Annotated in this window: 20 protein-coding genes; 3 read left to right on the forward strand and 17 right to left on the reverse strand. The window is 69.9% G+C overall.

Annotated elements, in window-relative coordinates:
• Nucleotides 1-143: 143 nt before the first annotated feature.
• Genes ACLF6P_RS10175 through ACLF6P_RS10235 form a run of 13 tightly spaced genes read right to left on the reverse strand, consistent with a single transcriptional unit; the run spans nucleotide 144 to nucleotide 13,065 of the window.
• Nucleotides 144-677 carry a hypothetical protein gene (locus ACLF6P_RS10175; protein WP_415949631.1) on the reverse strand — a complete coding sequence of 178 codons (534 nt, stop codon included), beginning with the start codon at nucleotides 675-677 and terminating at the stop codon, nucleotides 144-146.
• A gap of 11 nt (nucleotides 678-688) precedes the next feature.
• Nucleotides 689-1,303, reverse strand: a complete 615-nt coding sequence (locus ACLF6P_RS10180) for a hypothetical protein (protein WP_415949632.1) — start codon at nucleotides 1,301-1,303, stop codon at nucleotides 689-691.
• A 16-nt stretch (nucleotides 1,304-1,319) separates the two neighbouring features.
• A complete protein-coding gene (locus ACLF6P_RS10185; protein WP_415949633.1) occupies nucleotides 1,320-1,805 on the reverse strand; it encodes a hypothetical protein in 486 nt (161 codons plus the stop codon).
• Nucleotides 1,806-1,840: 35 nt separating this feature from the next.
• A complete protein-coding gene (locus tag ACLF6P_RS10190) occupies nucleotides 1,841-3,049 on the reverse strand; it encodes an MCE family protein (protein WP_415949634.1) in 1,209 nt (402 codons plus the stop codon).
• On the reverse strand, nucleotides 3,049-4,218 hold the full coding sequence (locus ACLF6P_RS10195; RefSeq protein ID WP_415949636.1) for an MlaD family protein: 1,170 nt from the start codon (nucleotides 4,216-4,218) through the stop codon (nucleotides 3,049-3,051). Before ACLF6P_RS10195 ends, ACLF6P_RS10190 begins: the two co-directional genes overlap by 1 nt.
• Nucleotides 4,218-5,339: an MCE family protein gene (locus ACLF6P_RS10200; RefSeq protein WP_415949637.1), complete on the reverse strand. Its 1,122-nt coding sequence runs from the start codon at nucleotides 5,337-5,339 to the stop codon at nucleotides 4,218-4,220. The genes ACLF6P_RS10195 and ACLF6P_RS10200 overlap by 1 nt, the downstream gene beginning before the upstream one ends.
• A complete protein-coding gene (locus tag ACLF6P_RS10205) occupies nucleotides 5,339-6,454 on the reverse strand; it encodes an MCE family protein (RefSeq protein ID WP_415949638.1) in 1,116 nt (371 codons plus the stop codon). The genes ACLF6P_RS10200 and ACLF6P_RS10205 overlap by 1 nt, the downstream gene beginning before the upstream one ends.
• Entirely contained in the window at nucleotides 6,451-7,485 is a 1,035-nt protein-coding gene (locus ACLF6P_RS10210) for an MCE family protein (protein WP_415949639.1), read from the reverse strand. Before ACLF6P_RS10210 ends, ACLF6P_RS10205 begins: the two co-directional genes overlap by 4 nt.
• Nucleotides 7,482-8,825 carry an MCE family protein gene (locus ACLF6P_RS10215; protein WP_415949640.1) on the reverse strand — a complete coding sequence of 448 codons (1,344 nt, stop codon included), beginning with the start codon at nucleotides 8,823-8,825 and terminating at the stop codon, nucleotides 7,482-7,484. Before ACLF6P_RS10215 ends, ACLF6P_RS10210 begins: the two co-directional genes overlap by 4 nt.
• The gene (locus tag ACLF6P_RS10220) at nucleotides 8,822-9,652 is read right to left on the reverse strand and encodes an MlaE family ABC transporter permease (protein ID WP_415949641.1); all 831 of its coding nucleotides are present in this window, start codon (nucleotides 9,650-9,652) and stop codon (nucleotides 8,822-8,824) included. Before ACLF6P_RS10220 ends, ACLF6P_RS10215 begins: the two co-directional genes overlap by 4 nt.
• 2 nt (nucleotides 9,653-9,654) lie before the next feature.
• Nucleotides 9,655-10,497: an MlaE family ABC transporter permease gene (locus ACLF6P_RS10225; protein ID WP_415949643.1), complete on the reverse strand. Its 843-nt coding sequence runs from the start codon at nucleotides 10,495-10,497 to the stop codon at nucleotides 9,655-9,657.
• On the reverse strand, nucleotides 10,494-11,564 hold the full coding sequence (locus tag ACLF6P_RS10230; protein ID WP_415949645.1) for an ABC transporter ATP-binding protein: 1,071 nt from the start codon (nucleotides 11,562-11,564) through the stop codon (nucleotides 10,494-10,496). Before ACLF6P_RS10230 ends, ACLF6P_RS10225 begins: the two co-directional genes overlap by 4 nt.
• 25 nt (nucleotides 11,565-11,589) lie before the next feature.
• On the reverse strand, nucleotides 11,590-13,065 hold the full coding sequence (locus ACLF6P_RS10235) for a DUF6801 domain-containing protein (protein ID WP_415949646.1): 1,476 nt from the start codon (nucleotides 13,063-13,065) through the stop codon (nucleotides 11,590-11,592).
• A gap of 633 nt (nucleotides 13,066-13,698) precedes the next feature.
• On the opposite strand from ACLF6P_RS10235, the gene ACLF6P_RS10240 reads away from it, so the two are divergent.
• Nucleotides 13,699-14,943, forward strand: coding sequence for a PucR family transcriptional regulator (locus ACLF6P_RS10240; protein WP_415949647.1), 1,245 nt, complete (start codon nucleotides 13,699-13,701; stop codon nucleotides 14,941-14,943).
• Between the two features lie 45 nt (nucleotides 14,944-14,988).
• On the opposite strand, the gene ACLF6P_RS10245 is transcribed toward ACLF6P_RS10240, so the two are convergent.
• Genes ACLF6P_RS10245 through ACLF6P_RS10260 form a run of 4 tightly spaced genes read right to left on the reverse strand, consistent with a single transcriptional unit; the run spans nucleotide 14,989 to nucleotide 20,277 of the window.
• Nucleotides 14,989-16,050 carry an adenylate/guanylate cyclase domain-containing protein gene (locus tag ACLF6P_RS10245; RefSeq protein WP_415949648.1) on the reverse strand — a complete coding sequence of 354 codons (1,062 nt, stop codon included), beginning with the start codon at nucleotides 16,048-16,050 and terminating at the stop codon, nucleotides 14,989-14,991.
• Entirely contained in the window at nucleotides 16,047-16,496 is a 450-nt protein-coding gene (locus tag ACLF6P_RS10250; RefSeq protein ID WP_415949649.1) for a universal stress protein, read from the reverse strand. The genes ACLF6P_RS10245 and ACLF6P_RS10250 overlap by 4 nt, the downstream gene beginning before the upstream one ends.
• A gap of 33 nt (nucleotides 16,497-16,529) precedes the next feature.
• The gene (locus ACLF6P_RS10255) at nucleotides 16,530-18,371 is read right to left on the reverse strand and encodes a GMC oxidoreductase (RefSeq protein ID WP_415949650.1); all 1,842 of its coding nucleotides are present in this window, start codon (nucleotides 18,369-18,371) and stop codon (nucleotides 16,530-16,532) included.
• A complete protein-coding gene (locus ACLF6P_RS10260) occupies nucleotides 18,364-20,277 on the reverse strand; it encodes an AMP-dependent synthetase/ligase (RefSeq protein WP_415949651.1) in 1,914 nt (637 codons plus the stop codon). The genes ACLF6P_RS10255 and ACLF6P_RS10260 overlap by 8 nt, the downstream gene beginning before the upstream one ends.
• A 164-nt stretch (nucleotides 20,278-20,441) precedes the next feature.
• Between ACLF6P_RS10260 and ACLF6P_RS10265 the strand changes: the two genes are divergently transcribed.
• Both ACLF6P_RS10265 and ACLF6P_RS10270 read left to right on the forward strand, forming a co-directional pair.
• Entirely contained in the window at nucleotides 20,442-20,909 is a 468-nt protein-coding gene (locus tag ACLF6P_RS10265; protein WP_415949652.1) for an SCP2 sterol-binding domain-containing protein, read from the forward strand.
• A gap of 1 nt (nucleotide 20,910) precedes the next feature.
• Entirely contained in the window at nucleotides 20,911-22,143 is a 1,233-nt protein-coding gene (locus ACLF6P_RS10270) for an acyl-CoA dehydrogenase family protein (protein WP_415949654.1), read from the forward strand.
• The last annotated feature ends 6 nt before the right edge of the window (nucleotides 22,144-22,149 follow it).

Consider the following 22,149-nt stretch of genomic DNA (forward strand, 5'->3'; position numbering starts at 1 on the left):
AGTCGAGCGAACGGATGCTGACTCGGACCGTGTTGGACCGGCCTTCGGTGGAAGCTCCGCCTGCTCGGTCCGCGCCGCGGCCAGCCGGCGCTGCCGGTTGACAAGATGACGGGTCGTGGTCGTAGCCATGGTTCCCTACCCCCTCAGTTCCCGGCGGCTGTCTCGCCGGTGGGTGCCTGGGCCAGCCCGCTGAGCTTCCAGCCTCCACCGGTTCGAGTGAGCTCGCCGAGCAGCCGGCTCACCTTGCTCGACGGCTTCTCATCCGGAGCGTCCACAGTGATCCGCAGAGCGATCAGGACACTCGCCCGCCCCGACCGCTCGTCGAGTTCGCTGAGGGCTCCGGAGAGCACCTTCGCCGTGGTCACCGTGCGGGCGGCACGTACCTCCTCCTCGAAGGCCTTCCGTCCCTCCCGCAGTTCCTCGCGGAGGTCTCCGGTCGTGGAGTCCTCCCAGGCGTCGAGTCCGCTCTCGAGGTGCCGGTGGTCCAGCGTGTTGAGGTTCTGGACCGCCTGCTCTCCCGCGGAGAGCGCCTTGTCGCGGGCGGTGGCGAAGGCCGCGGACTCGTCGTGGGCCGCCGCGTACCAGGACGAGCCGCTCCAGGCGGCGAGGGCCAGGGCTATTGCCGCGGCCAGGGCGGCCGCGGCACTCGTGCCTGCTCGGAGTGTCGTACGTGCCATGTCTCTCTCCCCTACCGTGCCTTGAGCCGGGTGATGGTCCAGCGACCGTCGTCGAGCCGGGCCGTGACGGACAGCTGGGCGGCCACCACCGTGGGCTCCGAGCCCTCGCGCACCGAGCGCTGGTCGAGGAAGACGAGCAGCCGGGCCCGGTCGGCGGAGAGCTCGCTGACGCCGGCCCGCACCACGTAGGTGGTGAGCGCCAGCTTCTGCTGCCTCGCTCGCTCCTCAAGCGTTGCGAAGATCAGCTCGTAGTCCTTCGCCGCGTCGCCCCGCAGTACCTCGGCCGCCCGCCGTCTCGTGGTGTCCAGGTCATCGGGGTCGTAGCTGAAGATCTCGACGAGCGCGCTGCCGACGTCGTCGAGAACGTGGCGGGTCGCTTTGCCGTCGGTCAGCGCCCAGTTGGCGGCGGCCCGATCGGTTTCGCCCCGCGCACGTGCCGCGAGCGTGAAAAGGCCCCCCGAGGCGACCAGGAGCAGAACGACGGAGATCGCCACCAGGGCCGTCAGCAGCCGGCGCACGGTGGATCGCTCGGCGGGCTCAGCGGGCTCCCGTGACTCCGGTGACTCCGGTGACTCCGGTGGGCTCTCCGCCTCGGGAAGGCGGTGCGGCTTCTCGGTGAGACTCATGGGCGGCTCCCTCCTGTCATGGCGCGCCGACGGGCACCGCGGTCAGTGAGCTGAGCTTCCAGCCCGCGTCCGTACGGTCCAGGGCCGCTTCGAAGCGTTTGCGGTCGGTGGTGGGATCGCCGCTGCGCGGTTGCACCTCGATGCGTACCGTCGCGATGGCCTCCGCGGTTCCCGCTCGTGCGTCGAGTGCGGTGAGGGCGGCGTCGGTGACGGTGGCGCGCAGGGTGGTGCCCTCCGCCGCAAGCACCTCGGCGCTGTCCTCGCCCGTGCGCCGGAGCTCGTCCGCCAGGGGGCCGTGCACGGCCTCCCGCCAGCGCCGCAGGGAAGCGTCGACGTCGTCGCCGTCCCTGCTGTTCAGCGTCGCGATATGGGTGCGGGCCGCGCTGAGCGCGTCATCGCGGCTGTGCGCGTACGCGGTGTCCGCGTCACCGCGCGCCGTGGCGTACGTCCAGCCGCCCGCCGCGCACAGCAGCGCGGCCAGCACCGGTACGAGCCATCTCACATGCCGCAGCGAATGCCGCATCGAGTGCCGTCTCATCACTCCCCCAGTCCGAGCAGTCCGCCCATGCCGGTGGGGCTGTCGTTGAGCGCGGGAGCCGCACCGAAGCCGCCCGAGCCCGGCTTGGCCGGGGTGGGGACGCCGCCGGTGGGGGCGTTCTGCGAGCCGCGCACGTTCTGGCCGCTGCCGGGATCCGCGGTGCACCTGGCTTTGGTGTTGGCCGGTGCCGGTGAGGTGTCAAGGCCGTTGCGGTAGGTGGTGCCGCCGTATCCCGCGGTGCAGGGCAGCGGCTGGAAGAAGGTGGTGACCATGCCGAAGTCCACCCCGTCCGGTCCTACGGCGGTGGCGCCGGCGGCGGCCAGGCGCGGGATGCGCACCATCAGCTCCTCGGTGCCGCGCTGCCGCGTCACAAGGAGCTCGGAGGTGGTGACGAGGTTCGCGAGCATGACGCCGAGTCCGGGATCGGTGTCACGGAGCAGGGCCGTGAACTGGCTCGCCGCATCCGGTGCCTTGGCGATGAGGCGGCGCAGGTCGGGGTCGGACTTCTTCAGCTGCCCGGCGAGTTCGGCCGCGCCCTTCGCGAAGTCCTTGAGCGCGCCGGACTTCTCGTTCTGGGTGCGCAGCACCGTCTCGGCGTCGACGAGGAGTTCGGTGGTGGCGGGAAGTGCCTCCTGCGCCGCCTCGATGAACTCGCTGCCGGTGTCGATGAGGATCCGCAGATCCTGTCCGCGTCCGTCGAAGCTCGCGCCGAGCTCTTCGACCACTGTACGGAGATCGGCGAGGTCCACGGACGAGGCGAGACGGTCCACGCTGCTGAGCACTTCCGTCACGGGTGCGGGGGTGCGGGTGGCCCGGCGCGGTACGACCGAGCCCTCACGGAGGTAGGGGCCGTCGTCGGTGCGCGGGCTCAGGTCGAGGTACTGCTCGCCGACGGCCGAGAGGTTGGCGACCTTGGCGACGACGTCGCCGGGGATCGGCGGAGTGGACTCGTCGATACGGACCCGGGCCTCGACTCCGTCCTCCGTCAGACCCACGGATTCCACCCGTCCCACGTCGACGCCGCGATAGGTGACGTTGGCGTTGCCGAACAGTCCTCCCGCCTCGGCGAGTTCGACGCGGATCGTGTAGTAGTCGCGGACGCCGACGTATTTGCCGAGGTCGGCGTAGGTGAGGGCGATGTAGACAAGAACGACCGTGCCGACCACGAAGAACACCACGTTCTTGAGGTACGTGGTCCAGGTGAGCATCAGGCATCGCCTCCACTGCTTGCGGTGACCGAGGGCAGCGGAAGCGGCGCCCCGGCCGTACGGTCCGATGCGGCCGGGTTTCCGCTGCCGACCGGAGGGATGATCCGGGTGCCCGGTGCGGCGGTGGTCCGCAGATAGACGTTGAGGTAGTCGCCCTTCACGCCGCTGAGCACCTCGTCGGTGAACGGGTAGGTGAACATCACCTGCAGCGATTTGGGCAGGTCGTCTCCCGCGTCGGCGAGGTTCTTGAGCACGGGGGCGAGTGCCCGCAGGTCGGCGGCGATGTCGTCCTTGGTGCGGTCGACCGTGTCGACGGCGACGGTGGAGAGGGAGTCAAGGGCGCGGAGCATCCTGACCAGGGATTTCCGCTGGTCCTTGAGGACCTTCAGGCCGGGCGGCAGCTTGGTGATGACCTCGCCGATCTTGCGGTCCCGGGTGGCCAGGGTGGACGTGAGGCGGTTCATGCCGTCGAGCGCAGCGGTGATGTGTTCCTTGTTCTTGTCGAGGCTCTTCGCCGTGGTGTTGATCTGCCGGAGCATCGAGCGGATCTCCGGCTCGTTGCCGCCGAGCGCCTTGTTCAGCTCGCCGGCGATCGTCTGGATCTGTTCCACACCGCCGCCGTTGAGCACCAGCGAGAGGGCGCCGAAGACCTCTTCGACCTCCGGATTGCGGTTGGTGCGCTCGACGGGGATGACATCGCCGGGCCGAAGCCGGCCCCGGTTGCTCGCATAGGTGGCGGTGACCCCGGTCTCGGTGTCCTGGAGATCGGGCCTGGCCCGCATGGACTCGGGCGCGACGAGCTGGACGTACTTCTCGCCGAGCAGACTTGACTGCTCCAGGTTGGCGTAGGCGTTGGCGGGCAGCCGCACCGATCCGTTGATCCGCAGGGTGACGTGGGCGGTCCAGCCGTCCTCGGCGAGGGCGATGTGGGTCACCCGGCCGACGGCGACATCGTTCACCTTGACCGCGGAGTGCGGGAAGAGGCTGACGACGTCCTTGAACTCGGCGGTGACCTCGTACGGGTGGTCGCCGAGGTCCGCTCCGCCCGGCAGCGGCAGGTCCTCCAGACCGTCGAAGTCGGGAAGGCCGCCCGGCACCAGGCCGATCCCGATCAGCATGACGCCGAGTGAGAGGCCCAGCGCGGTCCGGGTGATCCAGCGCCGCCGCATCACCTCGCTCCCCCGTCTTCTCCGCCGCCCTCACCTGGCGCTTGTGTCCCCTGGGTGCCGTAGACCGTGCCGGCGGTGGGCAGCGGCAGTGCGGCGGCCAGTTCGTTGAGGTTGGCGCGGCCGTCGATGGTGCCGGTGCGCGGGTTGTACGCCTCGTCGAGGTTGATCGCGGCCAGTGGCAGGACATCGAGCGCCTCGGCCACGGAACCGCGCTGGTCCACGACGGACTGGGTGAGCAGGGCGAGTTTGTCGACGTTGCTCTTCAGCTTGCCCCGGTTGGAGCCGATGAACTTCTTGACCTTGCCCAGGGCTGTGCCGAGTTCCTTGAGCGCCCCCGCCAGCTCGTCCTTGTCCGCGGCGAGGAAGCGGGCCACATCCGCGAACTGCTCCTCGGCCTTGCGGACCTGGCCGTCGTTCGTCTTCAGCATGCTGGTGAACTCCTGCAGCTGCTCGACGGTGTCGACGAGGTCCCCGCTGTTGCCGTTGAGAACCGCGGAGGCGCCGCCCAGCTGGTGAATGGTGTCGTTGATGGCCTTGCCGTTGCCGTCGAGGTTCTTCGCCCCGGCCTCCACCAGGCCCGCAAGGGCGCCGTTCTTGTTGATGCCGTCGGGGCCGAGGTCCTCGGAGAGTTCGGTGACGCTCTTCAGGAGTTCGTCGACCTCCACCGGGCTGGCCGTGCTCTCGGTGCCGATGACCGTGCCGTCCGGCGCCTGCGGTCCCTTCCCGTCGTAGGCGGGGCTCAGCTGGACGAAGCGGCCGGACACCACGCTCGGCGCGACCACGATCGCGCGCACGTCGGCGGGCAGCTGCACGCCTTCGTCCACCGTGAGACGCACCCGGACCCGCTCGCCCTCGGGCCGCACATCGTCGACCTGGCCGACCCGTACGCCGAGTATCCGGACATCGGAGCCGGGGTGCACGGCCACGGCCCGCTCGAAGTAGGCGGTGACGCGCTTGCCCTGCTCCGGCTCGAGGAAGGCCCGGTATCCGGCCACCACGCCCGTCACGAGCAGCGCGAGCACGATGAGGACCGCGGTGAGGCGGCGGGCTCCCACTGTTCTCGTCACGGCCACGAGCCGCCGGCTGGGCAAGCCACGGGACGTGCCTGCTGCGCGCGCCATCAGCGCTCACCCGCCTTCTTCTTCGGGGGGAGGCACCCCTTCTTCGGTGCCGTCTTCACCGGGAGGTAGTCCCCGGGCACGAGACCGCACAGATAGGAGTCCATCCAGCGGCCGTTGCCGAGGGTGTTGCCGACCAGCCGGTAGTACGGGCCGGCCGCGGCGAGTGCCTTGTCGAGGTGCTTCTTGTTCCTGGCGATGACGTCGGTGATCCGGTCGAGCGCGGCCAGGGTGGGGCCGAGCTGCTTCTCGTTGTCGTCGATCAGGCCGCTGAGCTGCTTGCTCAGGTCACGGGTTCCGGTGAACAGGGCGTGCAGCGAGTCCCGGCGGTGGCGGACCTCTTCGAGCAGCAGGTTGCCGTTCCTGAGGAAGCTCTCGAACTCGTCCTTCTTGCCGTTGACGGTCTTGGTGAACTTCGCCGTGCCGCTGAGCAGTTCGGCCAGGTCGTCATTGCGGGTGGAGATCGTCCGGGACAGGTCGGAGAGGCCCTTCATGGCCTTCTGCACATGCGGCGGGGTGTCCTTGAAGGTGGTGGTGATGGCTTCCAGGCTCTGGGCGATCTTCTCCTTGTCGAGCTCGCCCACCGTGCGACTGAGTCCGTCGAACGCCCGCATGACGTCGTACGGGGATGTGGTGCGGGAGGCCGGGATGCGCTTGCCCGGGTCCTGCCGCTTGCTGCCGAGCGGGTCGACGGCGAGGTACTTCGAGCCGAGCAGGGTCTTGATGGCGATCCCGATCGTGCTCCGGTCGCCGATCCAGGCGTTCTTGACCTTGAAGGTCACCTCGACCCGGTCGCCGTCGAGGGCGACGGACTTCACCTCCCCGACGCGTACGCCGGCGACCAGCACCTCGTCGCCGGACTTGAGGCCGGCGGCCTCCTTGAACTCGGCGGTGTAGCTGGTGCCCCCGCCGACAACGGGCAGGGAGTCGGCGTTGTAGGCGAGCAGTCCTGCCAGGGTCAGCGAGAGCAGTCCGACGAGGGCGACGGTGATCGGGTTGCGTTCGGTGAGCGGCTTGAGGCGCGGGCGGCGCAGGAAGCGCCGCAGTCCTCTGCGCGGCAGCCGCGGTCCTCGTCGCGGCAGCCGCGGTCCTCGTCGCGGTGAGCGGGCCTGCTTCATCCCCGGCACCTCCCGTCCCGAATGGCGATCCCGGTGGGCGGCTTGCTCCCGTCGTAGCCGGAGACTCCGTCGACCCGGGCCTCGCACAGATACAGGTTGAGCCAGGAGCCGTAGGACGCGGTGCGGGTGAGCACGGCCATCTTCTGCGGCGTGCGCTTGAGGAAGTTCTCGACCAGGGGGGTGTTCTCGGCCAGCGTGTCGGAGAGCCGTCCGAGCTCGCGGACCGAGGCCTTGAGGGGGGCTCGGCCGTCTTCGAACATGTCCGCGGTGCTCACGGTGAGGTCCGCGAGGGAGGTGATCGTGCCGCCGAGTGTCTTGCGGTCGTCGGCGAATCCGGCGACCAGCTCCTCCACGGTGTCGATGAGTTCCGTGAACCCCTTCTGGCGGGTGTTGACGGTCTTGAGGACGCGGCCGAGGTTGCTGATGACCTCGCCGATGACCTGGTCCTTGGCCGCGACGGTGCTGGTCAGCGAGCCGATCGTCTTCAGCAGGCTCTCCACCGTGCCGCCTTCGCCCTGGAGTACCTGCACGATGGAACCCGCCAGCTGGTTGGTCTCCTTCGGCGACAGGCCCTGCATCAGCGGCTGGAATCCGTCGAAGAGCTGGGTGAGGTCGAGCGCCGGGCTGGTCCGCTTGAGCGGGATCGTGGCGCCGGGCTCCAGGGTGCGTCCGACGGGGCCCGCGCCTCGCCCGAGGTCGACATAGCGCTGGCCGACCATGTTGAGGTACTTGATCGACGCGGTGGCGGAGGCGGGAAGCGTGCGGTCCTCGTCCACAGTGAAGGACACCTGCGCGTAGCGGCGCTGGACGATCTCGATGGAGGAGACCTGACCGACCTTCACTCCCGCGATCCGTACCGAGTCGCCCTCGTTGAGTCCGGTGGCATCGGTGAACCAGGCCCGGTAGCCGTGGGTCCTGCCCACCTCGGTGCCCGACACGCTCAATGCGAGCAGGGTGGTGGCAAGGGCGGTGACCAGGAAGAAGACCGCCGATTTCACGGCCGGTCCGGTCAGACTGCGCTGTCCGCTCACTTCAGGCTCACCTCCGTCCCGCGCAGGACCGGACCGGCGAGCACACTGGACCAGTCGGGCAGTGAGCCGGGGCGCGCCTGTGTCTCCGCGGCGAGCAGTTCGGTGACAAGGGCGTTCTCCTGGGGTGAGTTGGCCACGCCGAGCCCGCCGCTGAGTTCGGTGACGGCCGCGGGCGCGCCGGTCTGAGCGGTCTGCCGGGGTGCGTAGGAGGCTCCGGTGTAGGGCACCGGGTAGCAGCGGGGGCCGCCGCTCGCCTCGTAGCGCGGCGCGTCCCGGCCGGGCACGTACGCGCCGCGCTGCGGGACGACCTGCACGTCGACATGCAGGCCTGGCTCGTCGGTGCCCTTGCCGAGTGCGTCGTCCATCGCCGGCACGAACGCGGCGACGGTGCGCAGGGTGCAGGGGAAGGAGGGGGCGTACTGCGCGAGGAGTTCGAGGGTGGGCCTGCTGGTGCCGCTGAGGCGGATCAGATTGGCGCGGTTACGCCGCAGCCAGGTGCCGACGTCGTGCGAGTCGCTGGTGACGGACGCGTAGAGCGAGGCCAGTTCGGAGCGTTGCTCGACGAGGGTCGCGCTGGTGCGGGTGGCGTCGTGCAGCGCGTCCACGATGTCCGGGGCCACCTCGGCGTAGGTGTCGCTCAGCTCGACGAGTTCCCTGATGTTGCGGTTCAGCGCGGGGAGCTGCGGGTTGAACTCCTTGAGGTACCTGTCCAGGGCCACCATCGAGGCGCCGAGCTTCTCGCCCCTGCCCTCCAGGGCCTGTGCGAGCGCGGACAGGGTCGCGGACAGCTCGTGCGGTTTCACGGCGGTGAGCAGCGGCAGCAGATTGTCGAGCACCTGCTCCAGCTCGATGGCGTTGCGGCTGCGGTCCTGCGGTATGACCGCGCCGTCGGCGAGCGGCTCGGGTGAGGGCTCGTCCGGCGCCACGAGGGCGACGTAGCGCTGTCCGAACAGGGTGGTGGGCAGGAGGCGGACGCGGACGTCGGAGGGGACGTGGCCGAGCTGTTCGCGCTGCATGGCCAGGGTGAGCCGGGCGCCGCTGCCCTCGCTGTCGATCCGCTCGACCTCGCCGACGACCACTCCGCGCAGCTTCACCTCGGCCGTCGGGTACATCTCGCTGCCCGCCTCGTCCACTTCCACGACCACCGTCGCGGTGTCGGCGAACTCCTTCTCGTAGACGGCGATCGACAGCCATACGAGGAGGGCGGGCACCAGGAGGTAGACGACCCCGGCGAGCCTTCGGCGCCGGCTCAGGGCGCGTTCGCCGGGCCGGGTGCGGACCGGACCGCTGGGCGCCCGGTCCGGCACGGGCGTCGTCGGGGTGCGGGTCGGGGCGGTCATCCGGCCACCTTCACCGTCGTCGTGGCGCCCCACAGCGCCAGGCTGAGGAAGAAGTCGGTGATGCTGATCAGCACGATCGCGGTCCGCACGGACCGGCCGACGGCCACCCCGACCCCGGAGGGACCGCCGGCGGCCCTGAAGCCGTAGTAGCAGTGCGCCAGGATCACCATGACGCTGAAGATCAGCACCTTGAGGAAGGAGAGGAGCACGTCCGTGGGGACGAGGAAGAGCTGGAAGTAGTGGTCGTAGGTGCCGGTCGACTGGCCGTTGAAGAGGACGGTCGTCGCGCGGGAGGCGAGATAGGAGCCGAGCAGCCCGATGCCGTAGAGGGGGATGATGGCGACCGCGCCGGCCACGATGCGGGTGGAGACGAGGAAGGGGATGCTGCGGACGCCCATGCTCTCCAGGGCGTCGACCTCGTCGTTGATGCGCATGGCGCCGAGCTGGGCGGTGAAGCCCGCGCCGACCGTCGTGGACAGGGAAAGCGCGGCGACCAGCGGGGCGATCTCGCGGGTGTTGAAGTACGCGGAGACGAACCCGGTGAACGCGTCGGTGCCGATCTGGCTCAGCGCGGCATAGCCCTGCAGCCCCACGACCGTGCCGGTGAACACGGTGATCCCGATCATCACGCCGACGGTGCCGCCGATGACGCCGAGCCCGCCGCTGCCGAAGGCGACCTCGGAGAGCAGCCGCTGGATCTCCTTCGGATAGCGGCGCACGGCACGCGGGATCCAGAGCAGGGCCCGCAGGTAGAAGAGGAGCTCGTCGCCGGGGCGGTCGAGCCAGGCGAAGGCGCGCCGGCTTCCGGCGCGGTTGGCGAGGGCCATGGCTACAGACCCTTCGGCGGGACGAGCTGGAGATATATGCCCGTCAGGATCATGTTGACGAAGAACAGGATGAGGAAGGTGAAGACCACCGACTGGTTGACGACGTCGCCGACTCCCTTCGGCCCGCCCTTCGGGTTGAGCCCCCGGTAGGCGGCGACCACGCCCGCGATGAAGCCGAAGACCATCGCCTTGAACTCGCCGACGTAGAGGTCCGGGAGCTGAGCGAGCGCCGAGAAGCTTGCGACGTACGCTCCGGGGCTGCCGTTCTGCATGATGACGTTGAAGAAGTAGCCGCCGAGCGTGCCCACCACCGAGACCAGGCCGTTGAGCAGCAGCGCGACCAGGACGACGGCGAGGACTCGCGGCACCACCAGGCGCTGGATGGGCGAGACGCCCATGACCCGCATCGCGTCCAGCTCCTCGCGGATGGTGCGCGAGGCCAGGTCCGCGCAGATCGCGGCACCGGCGACCCCGGAGATGAGCAGCGATACGAGCAGCGGGCTCGCCTGCTGGATGATGACGAGCACACTGGCGCCGCCGGTGAAGGACTGCGCGCCGAACTGCTCGATCAGGGAGCCCACTTGCAGGGCGATGACGGCTCCGAACGGGATGGTCACCAGCATGGCGGGCAGGATGGTGACGCTCGCGATGAACCAGAACTGTTCGATGAACTCGCGCCACTGGAAGGGGCGTTTGAAGATCAGCCTGAGCACGCTGAGGCCGAGGATGAACATCCGGCCGGTCTCGCGCAGGACGCCGAGGCCGGGAAGCGGACCGCGGGGCCCGGCGGGTGCACTCGGCACGGGAGGCGGGTTCGGGCCGCGTGGCGTGGTCGGGGCTGTCACGGCCTTTCCCTTCTGGCCTGCTGTGGCAGGAGCAGGGTCGGGGCCTCCGGGGTGGCAGTGCCACCGGGCCTCGCTCCCCGCGCGCCGCCGGGGCTTCCCGTCGTCTCGCGCATACTTGCCTCCACGGCACGGCGGGCCGCGGGCGGCATTTCGTGCAGCATCGACGTGACCCGCGCCCGGCGTCGGTGCACCGCCTGACGGGGCGGCATCCCCGGCGTCGGCTCCAGCTGGGGCACGATGACGCGCTCGGTGGGCGGCCCGGCGACGATGCCGTGCGAGGCCTCGAGGGCGAGGGTGGCCTGGTCCTTCTCCTCCGACATGCCGATGGGGCCCGCCCTGCGGCCGTTGAGGAACTGCTCGACCACCGGTTCCTCACTCGTGAGCAGCACCTCGCGGGGACCGAACATCACCAGGTTTCGGCGGAAGAGCATGCCCATGTTGTCGGGGACGGTGGCGGCGATGTCGAGATTGTGGGTGACGATGAGCATCGTCGCGTCGATCTGCGCGTTGAGGTCGATGAACAGCTGGGAGATGTAGGAGGTGCGCACCGGGTCGAGCCCGGAGTCCGGCTCGTCGATGAGGATGATCTGCGGGTCGAGGACGAGTGCCCTGGCGAGCCCCGCGCGCTTGCGCATACCGCCGGATATCTCGCCGGGCAGCTTCTGCTCGGAGCCGGCCAGACCCACCATGTCCATCCGCTCCATGACGATGCGGCGGATCTCGGATTCCTTCTTCCTCGTGTGCTCGCGCAGCGGGAAGGCGATGTTGTCGAAGAGGCTCAGGGAGCCGAAGAGCGCCCCGTCCTGGAACATCAGGCCGAAGAGTTTGCGCGCCTCGTAGACATCGCGCTCCGGGCTGTTGACCATGTCCACGCCGTCGATCAGGACCTGGCCCTGTTCGGGCCGGATCAGGCCGACGAGCGATTTGAGGAAGACGGTCTTCCCGGTTCCGGACGGGCCGAGCATCACGCTCACCTCGCCGTGTGGCAGGGTGAGGGTGACGTCCTGCCAGATGTTCTGCTTTCCGAACGACTTGGTCAGTCCCTGGACGACCACTTCGACTCCCATCGCACACCTCCTTCGGTTCGTTCGGTTACAGCTCCGGCAGTGGCGGGATCTTCTTCCCGCAGGCCGACCCGGTGCAGACGCTGCCCTGTTGGATCTTCAGCACGTTCCCGGGGCCGGAGATCACCCCGGTGAACAGGGCGTCGAGGTTCTCGCCCGCAGGGGTGCCGCAGCCGGAGAACGGCGGGATGTCGAGCTCGCCCTGCAGGAGTCCCCCGCTGCTGACGGGGTAGGTGCCGCTGAGGACGGTCTCGACGGGGCGCGACGTCCGGCAGTCGGGGCCCACGTCGAGGGGCACGCCGTTGATCCGTACGTCGTGGAGCCGCAGATGCTGCCGGTAGCTCGCGCGGGTCGTCATCGGACCGTCGCCGCGCTGCGCGTTGACGATGGTCGCCGGCTCGGCCTCGAAGCGGACCTTGGCCGAGGTCGGCTGGAAGCCGAAGGCGAGGAACGTGCCCTCGGCGTCGGGGAGCCGGATGATGCCGAGGTGGTCGTACTCCACGTATCCCGGTGCCTGCACCTGGCGCATGAGCATGCCCAGATGCATCAGGCCCATCCGGCCCGCCTCCGGGTCGTTGACGATGAGCGAGCTGTTCAGCTTGCGCATGGAGGCGAATCCGACGGGCACCGCGCAGGCGGAGGTCGGCTCGCCCTCGGTCACGCTCGCCCCCTCGGGCGGCGTGGGCAGCCGCTTCGGGGCGAGTTCCCCCTCGGGGGGTTCGGCCGGACAGTCACCTGGCGCGCCGAGCGCGCGTGGTCCGGCCTGGATGGCGGGCGCCTCGGGATCGCTCCACCCGTCCGGGGCGTTGTCGGGGGCTTCCGTTGCCGCGCGGACCGGTACGGCCGCGAGCAGCATGTCGGCGCCCGGCGCGGGGGTGCAGGTCAGACGTGTGTCATCGCCCGCCGCCTTCGGGGCGGGCGAGCCGACGACCGGTGGTTCCCCGGTGCCCGGCACGGCTTCCGTCCCCGAGGCCCCGTCCGCGCCCATGGCGCTCAGGTCAAGAGTCAGCTCTCCCGCGGTAAAGGTGACCGCGCCTTCCGCGCCCACCGTCACATCAGGCACCTCACCGGTGAAGGTGATTTCGAGGCCGCCGTCCGCCGCGGGCTCCACCGGGGAGGCGAGCAGGCCCGCCCACTCGGCCTCCGCCGTCCGCGGCCCCTGTGCGACCGTCGTGGTCAGCCGCGCGGTGCCGCCGACGGCCTGCACCGCTTCCGGCGACACCCGGGCCGCCTGCTCCGGCGGCAGGGCCGCCACCAGACTCACTTTCCGGGGTCTGATCGGCTCCCCGACGACACCGCCCCCGGGGAATACCGCGGCAACGGTGATCTCGGCGCCGACGCCTTCCTGCGACGAAGGCAGGCGGCAGTCGTACGCCGCTCTCACCGTGTGAGCCACTCCGTCACGCGCGGCCGAATTCGCGCCGGGAATGAATCCGGCCACCAACGCACCCGCGGCGACCACGGCCAGCCGCAGAGCGGGCCCTCGGCGCACAACAGTTGTCATCAGTTTTCTCCCGGGAGGGCGGACGAGGACCGGCAAGGGACGGCCGAGGAGGCACCGCGTTCCATTCCGGCCGTTGCGCCGCCGAGATCAGGTCAGCCTCCGCTGCTGCTTGCGGCGCTGACCCTACGCACGGGTAATCAAGAGGCGCAACGGTCGAATTGAAATAGCTCAACGACGGGCTCCGGAAGGGCAATTCCTTTGTCCGCACGGCAGCAATGCCGAAGACTCCTTCATGTACATGTGAGCGTTCTCCGCTCCGGCCCTTGACAGATGGAGGGTGCCGGTTCACAGTCCACGCCCCGGACGGTTCTTGTCACCGCACTACAAGTCGAGAAGGATGTTTCGTACGTCAGTGAGCACGACGATGCCGACACCTTGACGCAACAGCCCTGCTGCGGCCCTAGTTGTCACCGGCACAACACAGCCGTACCCGCCGGCCGATCAAGGCGACCGCGCCGAGTTCGGCGCATGACGGGGACGAGTTGGGCTACCGTTCCGGAGGTACCGACTGGCCAGTATGAACTGAGAGGGCCGCTGTCACGCCGGCTACCGCATCGCCGGCACAGACCGGGCGCATCCCCCCAACCGTTCCCTTACGGAGGACCCGGTCACAGGCTGAGTGAGGGGAACTCTATGACGACCGCGATCAGAGCCGACGAGCCGAATCACCCGGTGGGCCCGCTGCCGCGGGAATTCGCCGCCGTCATGCGGCCCGAACTTCCCGGACTGATCCGGGAAGTGGTGAACGAAATCCGCCGGTCCTTTCCCGAGTACGCGGAGGTGCTCGACGGGCCGTACGCACGAGCCGTTCATCTCATCGTCGAGCACAATCTCACCAATTTCGTCGACCGCGTGGCCTTCCCCGGGACCTCCACCTTCCAGCGCGACCGGGTGTGCAGGATGTTCGGCCGGTTCGAGGCCTATGCGGGCCGCGGCCTCGACATGCTGCAGGCGATCTTCCGGCTCGGCGCGCGGCTCGCGCTGCAACGCACCAAGCGGGTCATGCAGCGCATGAACCTGCCGGCGCCGCTGGTCCTCGCGTTCGCCGACGCGCTGCTCGGCTATGTCGAAGAGCTGATAGACGTCTCCCGCGAGGGATACGAGGCGGCCGTCGCGGAAATGGAACAAGGCCAGGACATCCAGCGCCAGAAGCTCCTCGAACACCTGCTTTCCGATGTGGCCACGCCCAGGGCGAACCTCACCGAACTGGCCGAGCGCGCCAAGTGGCAGCTGCCCGAGGAGGTCACCCTGGTCGCCTTCAGCCCGGACGCGAAGCCGGAACGCGGCGCGATCTCCGAGGAGGTCCTGGTCAACCTGGGCTCGGCGCATCCCCACGCGCTGATCCCCGGAGGCATCGACCCGCAGCGGCGCGCCTTCATGGACGCCGCCCCGGACACGGTGCGTGCGGCGGTCGGTCTCACCGTGCCCCTCGCGGACGCCTCGGAGTCCCTGCGCTGGGCACGCAGGCTGCTGGGCCTGGTCGAGGCGGGCATCGTGCAGGGCGCTCCGTACACGCACTGCGAGGACCACCTCGTCACGCTCTGCCTCTTCGCGGACGCCGGGCTGACCGCAGCGCTCGCCAAACAGCGGCTCGCCCCGCTGGCCGATCTGACCGCCAACCAGCGTGCCCGCGTCGTCGAAACGCTGCACGCGTGGCTCGACACCCGCGGCAACACCGTACAGATGGCGGAGCAGCTCCATCTGCACCCCCAGACCGTGCGTTACCGGCTCCGCAATCTGGAGAAGTCCTTCGGCGACCGGCTGCTCGTGCCCGATCACCGTTTCGCCATCGAATTCGCGCTGCGAGCCGCGGAACTCCGCGCCCGCAGGAACAGAGCGGGCAACAACACGCCGTCCACACCTGCCGAAACCCGCTGACGGCCCCACGCCGATCCGTCCCCCGCCAGTCAAACACCTGGCCCCTCAGCCCGCCCGGCGCAACACCACGGGCCGCAGGCGGCTGTAGCCGCGCACCGACACGGGCCGCAGCGCCCGCAGCGCATACTGCTCTGCCCCCGCCAGCCCCAGGGCGAACGACGTGTCGACGAGTACGGTGCCGGGCCGGGCCACCGAGGTGAGCCGGGCCGCGATGTTCACCGCGGGCCCGTACACGTCGCCGAACCTGCCCAGTACCGGGCCGTGTGCGAGTCCCGTACGCACCTCGGGCAGATCGGGGTCCGTGGGCGCGGACAGTTCCAGGGCGATCTCCGCCGCCGCCTGAACCGTATCGCACACATAGAGGACTTCGTCACCGACGGTCTTCACCACACGGCCGCCGCCGTCCGCGACCACACCGGCCGTCCATGTCTCGAACCGGTCGAGCAGCTGCCCGAGTTCGGTGATCCCGAGCCCCCGGGTCAGCCTGGTGTAGCCGACCATGTCGGTGAACCCCACCGCCTGCGGACGCGTCTGCGGACGGTCCTCCGCAGTGGTGAGGACCCGCTGCGCATACGCGGCCAGGTGCCGCCGCCACACATGGTTCTGCAGCAGTTCAAGTTCGGGCAGCAGCGCCTCGACGGCCTCGGCGAGGGTATCCCCGTCGAGGCGGTCGTCGGTGTGTTCCATCAGCCAGGCCCACAGCGTGTGCACCTGCCACTCGGCGAGCCTGGACAGATGCTGGCCGAGCGCCCTGGTCATCATCGTCTCGCTGTCCTCGGTGATGAGGCCCGCGGCGATGAGGCGCTCGCCGACCAGCAGGGCGGCGACATCGGCGTCCGTGAAGCTGACGGCATCGTCGTCGACCAGCGGGAATCCCAGGGCCCGCCAGATCTCGTGGGTGCGCTCGGGCGGCACCCCGGACTTGGCGACGATGTCGGCCCTCGTATGGATCCGCTCGCCGCCGAGCAGGATCGGCTCGACGCGCCGCCACAGGGCCTCGGCCTCCTCCGCGGATTCCACCGGCTCGTGCGGCTCCGCCGAGTGCGGTGACTTCGGTGGCTGCTGCCATTCCGGGGGCTGCGGTGACTCCGGCGGTGGCGCGGTCATGTGGTGTGCACGATCAGTACGTCGAGTCGGGCCTTGCGGGCGACGTCCGCGGGCACCGAGCCGAGAATGCGTCCGGTGAGCGAGCGCAGTCCGCGGTTGCCGACCACCAGCAGATCGGCCCGGTGCTCCTCGGCGACCCGCGTCAGGGCGGCCACCGGATCACCCTCGACCGCCACCGTCCGCACCGGGTCGGCGCCCTGGGCGACGGCCCGGTCCCTGGCGCTCTGCAGGGTGTCCATGGCGGGCGCCGAGCCGACGACCTGGTAGGCCTCGTCGCCGAGCTGATCACGTGCCTTCGCCAGATCACGGCCGCGCATCGGCAGATAGGCGCAGGCCACGACCAGCTCGGCCGCGCAGGAAGCGGCGAGCCGCGCCGCTTGTTCGACAGCGCCGAGAGACGACGGTGATCCGTCGGTGCCCACGACGACGGTGCGGTATCCGGGCATGAACCAGACTCCTTGCTTCGGGATCCACTTGTTTCACCGAGCGGCCTGGTGCCGCCCGCCGGGCGGGGTCACCCGCCATTCGCCGAAGGCGCCCTCGGGCACCACGGGCCTGCGGGGCGCGACCACCACCGGGGGCAGGTACCCGGCGTTCTGGTCCGGCCTCGGGTCGGGCTCGCCCCGGTTCGGCCACAGGGCCATCGCCCGCTCGGCCTGCGCCGTGATCGTCAGCGAGGGGTTGACCCCGAGGTTCGCGGAGACCGCGGCGCCGTCGACCACCGAGAGCCCCGGATGTCCGTACACCCGGTGGTAGGGGTCGATGACGCCCTCCTGCCGATTCGCCCCGATCGGGCAGCCGCCGAGGAAGTGCGCGGTCATCGGCCGGCCCGTCAGCTCCCCGATGTTGGTCCCGGCGAACCCGCCGATGCGCTCGGCGAGCAGCTTCGCCGCCTCCCAGCCCTGCGGGATGTGCACCGGGTTGGGCGTCCCACGGCTCTGCTCGACCGTGAGGCTGCCGCGCCGGGTGAGCCGGGTGGTCAGGGAGTTGTCGTGGGTCTGCATCACCAGGCCGATGATGGTCCGCTCCGACCAGCGGTAGGTCGTCGCGGTCCTGGCCACGAGCACGGGGTGCCGGGCGAAGGCAAGGAGCGCGGCGAGCGGTTTGGGGATGCGCTGCGAGTACTGCGGTACGCAGATCAGCGCCATCAGATTGGAACCGCGGCCGTAGCGGACGCTCTCGATATGGGTGGCCTCGTCGGTGAGCATCGACGAGGTGATGGCCACGCCCCGGGTGAAGTCCGGTTCCTCGCGGGTGCCGCGCGCCCTGCGGTACCGGCCGGGGAAGGTGAGCGCGCCCACCAGCGCCTCGGAGTTGGTCCGGGTCAGCTCGCCGAGGCACGGGGACAGTCCGGGCAGGAGGTTCCGCCGGCGCATGTCGTGCAGCAGCGTCTGTGTGCCGTACGTGCCCGCCGCAAGGACGACGTACCGGGCGCGCAGCACCCGCCGGGCCCGCCTGCGGCGCTTTCTGGGCGTGGGCGCGGCGGTCACCTCGAAGCCGCCGTCGGCCACTTCCGTCACCGCCGTGACCGTGGTGAGCGGGTGGATCACGGCGCCCGCCCGCTCGGCGAGGTACAGGTAGTTCTCGGTGAGGGTGTTCTTGGCGCCGACCCGGCAGCCCGTCATACAGGACCCACACTCGGTGCACGCGGTGCGCGCGGGGCCCGCGCCGCCGAAGTACGGGTCGGGAACCTCGGCGCCGGGCGCGCCCCGCGCCTCGCCCGAGCCGTCTTCGCCGTCACCGAAGAAGACCCCGACCGGGGTGAGCCGGAAGGTGTCCCCCACGCCCATCGCCTCGGCCGTCGCCTTCAGATGGACGTCCACCTCGGTGGTCGTGGGGTTCTGTCTGACGCCGAGCATGCGCCGGGCCTGGTCGTAGTACGGGGCGAGTTCACTGCGCCAGTCGGTGATGGAGGACCACGGCCCGTCCTGGAAGAAGGCGGGCGGCGGTACGTAGAGGGTGTTGGCGTAGTTGAGCGAGCCGCCGCCGACTCCGGCGCCCGCGAGGATCATGACCTTGCGCATCGCGTGGATGCGCTGGATGCCGTAGAGGCCGAGGCGTGGGGCCCACAGATAGTCGCGCAGCGCCCAGGAGCTGGTGGGCAGGTCCTGCCGGCCGAAGCGGCGGCCGGCTTCGAGGACTGCGACGCGGTAGCCCTTCTCGGTCAGGCGCAGCGCCGAGACGGATCCGCCGAATCCGGACCCGACAACGATGACGTCGTAGTCGTAGTCGTCCTCGCTGGACAGCTCGTCGGCGCGGCCGGATGCTGCCGCACGTCCGGATTCGCAGCCGGATTCGCGGCCGTATGTCCCATCAGCCATAGAGCGCCTCGATCCGGTCCCCGTACACGTCCGCGACAGCCTTTCGTTTGATCTTCAGCGAGGGGGTGAGCAGACCGTTGTCCTCGGTGAACTCCCCCTCGACGATGGTGAATTTGCGGATGGACTCGGCCCGCGAGACGGACTCGTTGGCGTAGTCCACGGCCTTCTGGACGCCGGCGATCATCCGTGGATCGCGGATGATCTCGGATATCGGTGTGTCCTTCGGCATCTTGCGCACCGCGAGCCAGTACTCAACCGCTTCGGGATCCAGGGTGACGAGTGCGGCCACGTAGGAGCGGTTGTCGCCGACGACCATGCACTGGCCGATGGGCGGCCGGCTGCGCAGCCGGTCCTCGAGCTGGGTGGGCGAGACGTTCTTGCCGCCGGAGGTGACGATGATGTCCTTCTCGCGGCCGGTGATCCTCAGATAGCCGTCCTCGTCGAGTTCGCCCAGGTCGCCCGTGGTGAACCAGCCGTCACGCAGGACCTCCTCGGTCGCCTCGGGATTGTTCCGGTAGGAGTCGAAGACGATGCCTCCGCGGACCAGCACCTCGCCGCCGTCACCGATGCGTACCGCCGTGCCGGGCACCGGCAGGCCGACGGTGCCCGGGCGCGGGCCGAGCGGCGGGGTGACGGTGGCCGCGGCGCTGGTCTCGGTGAGGCCGTAGCCCTCGAAGATGACGATGCCCGCCGCCATGAAGAAGAGGTTGAGCCGCCGGTCCAGCGGTGAGCCGCCGCTGATGGCGTAGCTCAGCCGGCCGCCGAGTTCCTTCCTGACCCGGCGATAGACCAGCAGGTCGTACAGGGCCCAGGCCAGGCGGAGGCCGAGTGTCGGTCCCTTGCCCCGGTCCAGGAACTTGTCGAGGAAGGCTTCTCCGTAGCGCACCGCGATCCGGTCCGCGCGCTCGAAGGACGAACCGCGGCCGATCTTCTCTGCGGTGGCCCGTGCGGTGTCGTGGATCTTCTCGAAGAGATAGGGGACGCCGACGACGAACGTCGGCTTGAAGGAGCGCAGTTCGGGCCTCAGTTCGTCCGGCTTGATGCTCGGGCAGTGGCCGATCTCGATCCGGCCGATCATGCAGGCGAGCTGGATGGTGCGGCCCAGGACGTGCGCAAGGGGCAGGAAGAGCAGGGTCGACGCGACCTGTCCGGTGACCTCCTTGAAGATGGGGTGCAGCAGCTCGACCGTGTTGGCCGCCTCGGCGAGCAGGTTGCCGTGGGTGAGGACGCAGCCCTTGGGCCGGCCCGTGGTGCCGGAGGTGTAGCAGATGGTGGCGACGGTGTCGGGGGTGAGTGCCGCCCGCCGACGGCCGACCTCCTCGTCGGGTATGTCGCGGCCCAGTGTGGCGAGTTCGAGGATGGCGCCCTCGTCGAGTTCCCACTGGCGGGGCGGCTCGGACAGCCGGGAGACGGCCTCCTTGGCGGTGAGGGTGTGGTCGGCCGTCTCCGTGATCAGGTAGGCGGCGCCGGAGTCCCGGATGATCCATTCGATCTGGTCGGCGGAGGAGGTGGCGTAGATCGGCACGGTCTGGCCGCCGGCCGCCCAGATGGCGAAGTCGAGGACCGCCCATTCGTAGCGGGTGCTCGACATGAGGGCGACCCGGCCGCCCGGTTCGAGCCCCGCGGCGATCAATCCCCTGGCCGCGGCGGCGACTTCGCGCGCGAATCCGGCGGCGTCCACCGGCCGCCAGGTGCCGCCCGACTTGCGGCGCACGACGACGGCGTCCGGTTCCTCGGCCGCGTTGGTGAAGGGGACATCGGCGGCGGAGCCCGTGCGGCCCGTCGGGGCGAGCGGGGCGGCGCGCACTTCCCGTACGACGCCGTCCTCCCTGATCAGCTCGACGGCGGCCCTGCTCGCCAGATCGCCGCGCTGCTTGGCTCGTTTCAGATCCTTGCGTACGCCCATGGTCGGCTCCGTGGTTGGCCTGACGTGTTGTGACGCGCGGTGGTGCACAGCAACTGCCGTTCCGTCAACTTACCCGCGCGTAAAGAAAATTCAAGGAGGTCTGGCAATCTTCTGACTCGCAAGTAAGCTTACTCTAGAGTAAGTAATCGACCGAGGAGGCCCTCGTGGCACGTGGCAACACCCCCGAGAACCTGGCGGACCTGGACTTCGCGAACATCTCGCCGCAGGAGTTCGCGAAGATCGTCAAGAGCCTGTCCGCCAAGGAGATCAAGGAGATGGCCCAGGACGCCGCCCTGCGCGCACGCGTCCTGCAGGAGGTCTTCGGCCGGATGGAACGGCAGTTCAAGCCCGAGGCGGCGGGCTCGCTCCGGGCAGTGATCCGCTGGAAGATCAGCGGGGTGAGCGAGGCGGTGTACGAAACCGCCATCGCCGACGGCGCCGTCACGGTCCGCGAGGGCCGCTCCGAGGCGGAGCCCCGGGTCACCCTCGTCATGGCCGACGCGGACTTCCTCAAGCTGGTCTCCGGCAACAGCAACCCGGTCACGCTGTTCATGACCCGCAAGCTCAGGATCGCGGGCGATGTCGCCCTCGCCTCCGGACTGACCCGCTACTTCGACATCCCCAAGGCCTGACATGTCATCCACCAACAGCTCCGGCTTCTGCCTCGACCTCACCGAGGACCAGCGCGACCTGCGTGACTGGGTGCACGGCTTCGCCGCATCCGTGGTGCGGCCCGCCGCCGCCGAGTGGGACGAGCGCGAGGCGACCCCCTGGCCGGTCATCCAGGAAGCCGCGAAGATCGGCCTGTACGGATTCGAGTCCCTGGCCGACCTGTTCGGCGACCCCTCCGGCCTCTCGCTCCAGATCGCCAACGAGGAACTGTTCTGGGGCGACGCGGGCATCGGCATGGCCCTGTTCGGCACCTCGCTCGCCGTCGCCGGGATCTTCTCCTCCGGCACGCCCGACCAGCTGGCCGAGTGGGTGCCGCAGTGCTTCGGCGACGAGAACGATCCGAAGGTGGCCGCGTTCTGCGTCTCGGAGCCGCAGGCGGGCTCGGATGTCTCCTCGATGCGCACCCGCGCCCGCTACGACGAGGCGAAGGACGAGTGGGTGCTGTCCGGCCAGAAGGCCTGGATCACCAACGGCGGGATCGCGAACGTGCATGTCGTGGTCGCCTCCGTCGAGCCGCCCCTCGGCGCCCGCGGTCAGGCCGCGTTCATCGTCCCGCCCGGCACCAAGGGCCTCGAAGGCGCGAAGAAGATCAAGAAGCTGGGGCTGCGTGCCTCGCACACCGCGGATGTCTTCCTCGACGACGTACGCATACCGGGCAGTTGCCTCCTCGGCGGCAAGGAGCGCCTCGATGCCCGGCTCGCCCGGGCCCGCGAGGGCACCACGGGCGCGAAGGGCCAGGCGGCCATGGCCACCTTCGAGGTCAGCCGCCCGACCGTGGGCGCACAGGCGCTCGGCATCGCCCGCGCCGCGTACGAGTACGCGCTCGACTACGCGGGCGAGCGGGAGGCGTTCGGCCGCCCGATCATCGAGAACCAGTCCATCGCCTTCGCCCTCGCCGATCTGCGCACCGAGATCGAGGCGGTCCGGCTGCTGATCTGGCAGGCCGCCTGGATGGCCCGCGGCGGCCGCACCTTCGACGCCGGCCAGGGCTCCATGTCCAAGCTGCGCGCGGGCGAACTGGCCGTCGCGGCGAGCGAGAAGGCGATCCAGGTGCTGGGCGGGGCCGGCTACAGCCGGGAGCATCCGGTGGAGCGCATGTACCGGGACGCCAAGATCTACACCATCTTCGAAGGCACGAGCGAGATCCAGCGCCTCGTGATCGCCCGCGCGATCTCGGGGCGGCAGATCCGCTGACGGCGG

This window comes from Streptomyces lothianensis, assembly GCF_047779955.1.
In the GTDB taxonomy this organism is placed as follows: Bacteria; Actinomycetota; Actinomycetes; order Streptomycetales; family Streptomycetaceae; genus Streptomyces.

Bases quoted from the DNA above. Each gene is read 5' to 3' on its own strand.
- ACLF6P_RS10175 (WP_415949631.1), bottom strand. From the start codon at position 677: ATGGCACGTACGACACTCCGAGCAGGCACGAGTGCCGCGGCCGCCCTG.
- ACLF6P_RS10180 (WP_415949632.1), bottom strand. From the start codon at position 1,303: ATGAGTCTCACCGAGAAGCCGCACCGCCTTCCCGAGGCGGAGAGCCCA.
- ACLF6P_RS10190 (WP_415949634.1), bottom strand. From the start codon at position 3,049: ATGCTCACCTGGACCACGTACCTCAAGAACGTGGTGTTCTTCGTGGTC.
- ACLF6P_RS10195 (WP_415949636.1), bottom strand. From the start codon at position 4,218: ATGCGGCGGCGCTGGATCACCCGGACCGCGCTGGGCCTCTCACTCGGC.
- ACLF6P_RS10200 (WP_415949637.1), bottom strand. From the start codon at position 5,339: ATGGCGCGCGCAGCAGGCACGTCCCGTGGCTTGCCCAGCCGGCGGCTC.
- ACLF6P_RS10205 (WP_415949638.1), bottom strand. From the start codon at position 6,454: ATGAAGCAGGCCCGCTCACCGCGACGAGGACCGCGGCTGCCGCGACGA.
- ACLF6P_RS10215 (WP_415949640.1), bottom strand. From the start codon at position 8,825: ATGACCGCCCCGACCCGCACCCCGACGACGCCCGTGCCGGACCGGGCG.
- ACLF6P_RS10220 (WP_415949641.1), bottom strand. From the start codon at position 9,652: ATGGCCCTCGCCAACCGCGCCGGAAGCCGGCGCGCCTTCGCCTGGCTC.
- ACLF6P_RS10230 (WP_415949645.1), bottom strand. From the start codon at position 11,564: ATGGGAGTCGAAGTGGTCGTCCAGGGACTGACCAAGTCGTTCGGAAAG.
- ACLF6P_RS10235 (WP_415949646.1), bottom strand. From the start codon at position 13,065: ATGACAACTGTTGTGCGCCGAGGGCCCGCTCTGCGGCTGGCCGTGGTC.
- ACLF6P_RS10240 (WP_415949647.1), top strand. From the start codon at position 13,699: ATGACGACCGCGATCAGAGCCGACGAGCCGAATCACCCGGTGGGCCCG.
- ACLF6P_RS10245 (WP_415949648.1), bottom strand. From the start codon at position 16,050: ATGACCGCGCCACCGCCGGAGTCACCGCAGCCCCCGGAATGGCAGCAG.
- ACLF6P_RS10250 (WP_415949649.1), bottom strand. From the start codon at position 16,496: ATGCCCGGATACCGCACCGTCGTCGTGGGCACCGACGGATCACCGTCG.
- ACLF6P_RS10255 (WP_415949650.1), bottom strand. From the start codon at position 18,371: ATGGCTGATGGGACATACGGCCGCGAATCCGGCTGCGAATCCGGACGT.
- ACLF6P_RS10260 (WP_415949651.1), bottom strand. From the start codon at position 20,277: ATGGGCGTACGCAAGGATCTGAAACGAGCCAAGCAGCGCGGCGATCTG.
- ACLF6P_RS10270 (WP_415949654.1), top strand. From the start codon at position 20,911: ATGTCATCCACCAACAGCTCCGGCTTCTGCCTCGACCTCACCGAGGAC.